Here is a 4,827-nt window from a genome sequence, read left to right on the forward strand (position 1 = left end):
GGATCATGCGGGCCGACACCGCCGCCGTGGCGGCGCTGGCGCTGGTGCAGGCGGTGCTGGGCGATTGGGGCGGCAAGACCGCCTGAGCCACCCGTTAAGCGATTGATCCTTTGGAGGTCGAAACCGCGCATCGGCCATGCTAAGGGCTGCGCCAATCCTGTCCTTATCCCCTGCCTGCCCGGTTCCACCGGGACAATGGACCCCTGTTATGACCGCGACTGCCACCTCAAATGCTGCCGGCTCCGCCGCCTGGGCGGACACGCTGCTCTTGTCGTTCGCGCAGGCCGGTTATGTCAGGGCCGAGCCCGCCATTCTGCAACCGGCCGAGCCGTTCCTGGACCTCTCCGGCGAGGACATCCGCAAGAGTCTGTATCTGACGACGGATCTGTCCGGCGAGGAGCTGTGCCTGCGCCCGGACCTGACCATTCCCGTCGCCCGCGACTATCTCGCCTCCGACCGCGCCGGCCAGCCGGCCGGGTTCAGCTATCTGGGCCCGGTGTTTCGTTACCGCAGCGGCCAGGCCAGCGAATTCCTGCAGGCCGGCATCGAATCGTTCGGCCGCCAGGACCGCGCCGCAGCCGACGCCGAGACGCTGGCACTGGCGCTGGAGGCAACCGCGGCCTTCGGCGTCCAAGACGTCGAGATCCGCACCGGCGACGTAGCGCTGTTCAATGCGCTGCTCGACGCGCTCGACCTCTATCCGGTCTGGCGCCGCCGCCTGGTCAAGGATTTCAACCGCAAGATCAGCCTGGAGCAGGATCTGGAGCGGCTGGCGGCCGCGACCACCGCGTCCCCCAGCGAATATGAGGGCGTGCTCGCCGCGCTGGCCGGCTCCGATCGCAAGGCGGCGCTCGCCTTCGTCACCGATCTGATGTCGATCGCCGGCACCACCAATGTCGGCGGGCGCACCACGGCCGAGATCGCCGACCGCTTCCTCGAGCAATCGACGCTGAAGGGCGGCGCGCTGCCGCGCGAGGCGATCACCGTGCTCAAGCGCTTCCTGTCGATCGCAGGTAATCCCGACGACGCCATCGCCGGGCTGCGCGCGCTCACCACTGATGCCAAGCTCGACCTTGCTGCGGCGATTGATCAGTTCGAGAGCCGGGTCGGCTTCATGGCGGCGCGCGGCATCGACGTGAAGCAGACGCGCTTCTCGACCGCGTTCGGTCGCGGCCTCGACTATTACACCGGCTTCGAATTCGAGCTGCATCACCGGGGCAACGGCGCCGAACCGCTGGTTGCCGGCGGCCGTTATGACCGGCTGATGACCCAGCTCGGTTCGGGCGAGCCGATCCCCGCGGTCGGCTTCTCGGTCTGGGTGGACGCGCTGACCCGGATCGGCCGCAAGGTGGGAGCTTAAAATCATGAGCGCGCCATTCGTTCTGGCCGTTCCCTCCAAGGGCCGCCTTCAGGAAAACACCGAAGCCTTCTTTGCCCGCGCCGGCCTCAAGCTGTCGAAGGCCGGCGGCGCCCGCGACTATCGCGGCACCATCGCAGGCCTCGACAATGTCGAGGTCGCCTATCTCTCGGCGAGCGAGATCGCCTCGCAGCTGTCGCGCGGCTTTGCGCATCTCGGCGTCACCGGCGAGGATCTCGTGCGCGAGACCATCGCGGATGCCGACAAGCGCGTGTCGCTGATCGAAGGGCTCGGCTTCGGCTATGCCGACGTCGTCGTGGCGGTGCCGCAGGCCTGGATCGACGTCCGCACCATGGCCGATCTCGACGACGTCACCACCGGCTTCCGCGAGCAGCATCACATGCGGATGCGGGTCGCGACCAAGTTCGTCAATCTCACCCGCGCGTTCTTCCAGAGCCACGGCATCACCGACTACCGCATCGTCGAAAGCGCAGGCGCAACCGAAGGCGCGCCGGCAGCCGGCAGCGCCGAGCTGATCGTCGACATCACCACGACGGGCGCGACGCTCGCCGCCAACGGCTTGCGGGTGCTCGACGACGGCGTGATCCTGCGCAGCCAGGCCAATCTCGTGGCGTCGAAGGAGGCCGACTGGTCGCCGCAGGCGCGGGAGACGGCGCGCGTCATTCTCGATCACATCGCAGCGCGGGCGCGGGCCAACAAGTACCGGGAGGTCCGCACCCGCTTCCGGCAATGCGACGCCGCCCTGCTCGGCGAAGCCCACAGCCGGTACGGCGTCGAGACCCCGTTCGGCGGACCGACCTCGTCAGGCATGCTGACGCTGCACTGCCCACCGGGGCAGCTTTATGCGCTGGCAAGCTTCCTGCGCGAGCATGGCGCCGAGACCGTCTCGGTGGTTTCGCTCGACTATGTGTTCGACCGGGAGAACCCGCTGTTCGCCAAGCTCGAGGCGTTCCTGCGGCGGTGAGCCCCACGTCCGTTCGGCTGTTCCGTTCAGCTTTGCGACAGCAAACGGCAGCTACCATATGCTGTTGAGATGACTTTGAACGCCTCTGGAACCTTGATCGATGACGCTGGGCTCTGACGTTTCCGGCATGACGACCACCGCGGCCAGCGCCGCCGCGAAGGGACTGTCGATAGTCGTCCCCGTCTACAACGAGGCGGCGGGCCTCGCCGCCCTGCACCAGCGCATCTGCGATCTCGCGAAGACCTTGCGGGAGCGCTATCGGCTGGCTTGCGAGGTCGTCTATGTCGACGACGGCAGCAAGGACGCGACGCTCTCGATTGCGCGTTCATTGCCGGCCGATGCGATCGGCGTCCAGGTGGTGTCGCTGTCGCGTAATTTCGGCAAGGAGGCGGCGCTGATGGCCGGCCTCGACCATTCCCGGCTCGGCGCCGTCATGTTCATGGACGGCGACGGCCAGCATCCGCCGGCCCTGATCGAACAGCTGGTGCGGCATTGGATCGATGACGGCTATGACGTCGTCTACACCGCCAAGGCGCATCGCGATAACGAGGGCTTCCTGCGACGCGTCGCCGTGCACGGCTTCTACGCGCTGATCAATTGGGGCGCGCGCCAGAAGATTCCCGAGGACGCCGGCGACTTCCGCCTGCTCTCGCCGCGCGCGGTCGCAGCCCTCAGGCAGCTGCCGGAACGCAACCGGTTCTTCAAGGGCCTCGCCAGCTGGATCGGCTTCCGCCAGATCCGCGTCGATTACGAGCCTGCGGCGCGAGCCCATGGCGTCACCACCTTCAACGCCGCAAGCCTGCTTGGCCTGTCGATCGAGGGCCTGACCTCGTTTTCGGTCGCACCCTTGCGCTTCGCGAGCCTGCTCGGTGTCATTCTCGCCGGCGGCGCCTTCCTGTTCGGCCTTTCGATCCTCTGGGAGGTGTTCACGACCGGCAAGCAGGTGCCCGGCTATCCCTCGCTCGTGATCGGCCTGATGACGATCGGCGGCGTCCAGCTCATCATGATCGGCATCGTCGGCGAATATATCGGCAAGATCCTGTCCGAGCTGAAGGCGCGTCCGATCTATTTCGTCGCCGAGCACAGTGAAAAGCCCTTCGAAACCGACAAGGCCCAGCACGCTTCAAGTCAGGACCCTTCAAGTCAGGACGCCCCGAAGAGGACCGCGGCCGAATGAGCGCGGCCGCGGTCCTGCGGCGGATCTGGCTCTGCGCCGACGATTACGGCATCAGCCCGGGCGTCAACCGCGCCATCCGCGACCTGATCGAACGCGGCCGCCTCAACGCCACCTCGGTGATGATGGTGGGCCCGGCGATCGAGCGCAGCGAGGTCGAGGCGCTTCAGGCTTCAGCCAGGCAAAGCCCGCGCTGCGCGATCGGATTGCACGTGACGCTGTCGGCGCCGTTCCGGCCGCTCACCATGCATTTTCGTCCGCTCGACGGCGACATGTTCATGCCGTTTCCAAAACTGCTGCGCGCGGGCGTTTTGCGGCGGCTCGACCCTGAATTCTTCCGCAACGAGGTGAAGGCGCAACTCGCCGCCTTCGCGGAGGCGTTCGGGCGCGCGCCTGATTTCGTCGACGGCCATCAGCACGTGCAGCTCTATCCCCAGGTGCGCGACGGCTTTGTCGATGCGGTCGCCGAAGTCGCGCCGAACGCATGGGTGCGCCAGGGCGGCCGCGACCTGCCGCTCAAGCAGAGGCTGGCCTCGCCCAAGGCCATGGTGCTCGATATCCTGAGCGCGCAATTCCGCCGCCGCGTCGGCAGCGCCGGCCTCAGCTTCAACCCCGGCTTTGCCGGCGCCTATGACTTCACGCGGGCGGCCGATTTTGGCGAGTTGATGCGGCAATTCCTGGAAGGCTTGCCGGATGGCGGCCTCGTGATGTGCCATCCCGGCTTCGTCGACGACATCCTCGCCGGCCTCGACCCGATGACGGATGTCCGCGAACGCGAGCACGCCTATCTCTCAAGCGACGCCTTTGCGCGTCTGCTGGCGGACAGCGGCGCCACGCTCGGATGAATCCGGCTGAAAGCAAGCTGCAGGGGCAGCTTGTCGCATACCGAAATTTAATCCGGCCGGCACTGTTGGGGCCACAATGGAACCCTACATCTGCTGCGCGCTTGTTTTGCGCGAAGGAGATTGATCATGACGCCGCAGGAACGCCAGCTCGTCGACGACCTTTTCGATCGGCTTTCGAAACTGGAAAATGCCCCCCGCGATCCCGACGCCATCGCCGCGATCTCGGACGGCCTGCGCAAAGCGCCGGGCGCGATCTACGCGCTGGTGCAGACCACGCTGTTGCAGGACGAAGCGCTGAAACGTGCTCATAACCGCATCCAGGAGCTGGAAGCGGCCCATGCGCCCGAGTCCGCGCCGTCCGGCGGCTTCCTCGATACGATGCGTGACACGCTGTTCGGCGGAGGCCCCTCGCGCGGCTCGGTTCCGAACGTGCCGCCGCGTGACGCACGGCCGGTGTGGAACAGCG

At 66.8% G+C, this 4,827-nt stretch carries 5 protein-coding genes and 1 pseudogene; all 6 read left to right on the forward strand.

From position 1 onward, the window contains the following. Nucleotides 1-86 (forward strand): annotated as a pseudogene (locus MOV74_RS31315) (16S rRNA (uracil(1498)-N(3))-methyltransferase); the annotation flags it as partial. 122 nt (nt 87-208) lie between these two features. Beyond that, entirely contained in the window at nt 209-1,360 is a 1,152-nt protein-coding gene (locus MOV74_RS31320) for an ATP phosphoribosyltransferase regulatory subunit (RefSeq protein WP_246930798.1), read from the forward strand. 4 nt (nt 1,361-1,364) lie between these two features. Further along, nucleotides 1,365-2,342: an ATP phosphoribosyltransferase gene (gene hisG, locus MOV74_RS31325; RefSeq protein WP_246930800.1), complete on the forward strand. Its 978-nt coding sequence runs from the start codon at nt 1,365-1,367 to the stop codon at nt 2,340-2,342. 100 nt (nt 2,343-2,442) lie between these two features. Then, on the forward strand, nt 2,443-3,519 hold the full coding sequence (locus tag MOV74_RS31330; RefSeq protein ID WP_246930802.1) for a glycosyltransferase family 2 protein: 1,077 nt from the start codon (nt 2,443-2,445) through the stop codon (nt 3,517-3,519). Continuing rightward, nucleotides 3,516-4,361, forward strand: a complete 846-nt coding sequence (locus MOV74_RS31335; protein ID WP_246930804.1) for a ChbG/HpnK family deacetylase — start codon at nt 3,516-3,518, stop codon at nt 4,359-4,361. The genes MOV74_RS31330 and MOV74_RS31335 overlap by 4 nt, the downstream gene beginning before the upstream one ends. Nucleotides 4,362-4,487: 126 nt before the next feature. Continuing rightward, the coding region (locus tag MOV74_RS31340) for a DUF2076 domain-containing protein (protein ID WP_246930806.1) at nt 4,488-4,827 on the forward strand (340 nt) is incomplete at its 3' end.

The sequence above is a fragment of the Bradyrhizobium sp. SHOUNA76 genome (assembly GCF_023006445.1).
In the GTDB taxonomy this organism is placed as follows: domain Bacteria; phylum Pseudomonadota; class Alphaproteobacteria; order Rhizobiales; family Xanthobacteraceae; genus Bradyrhizobium.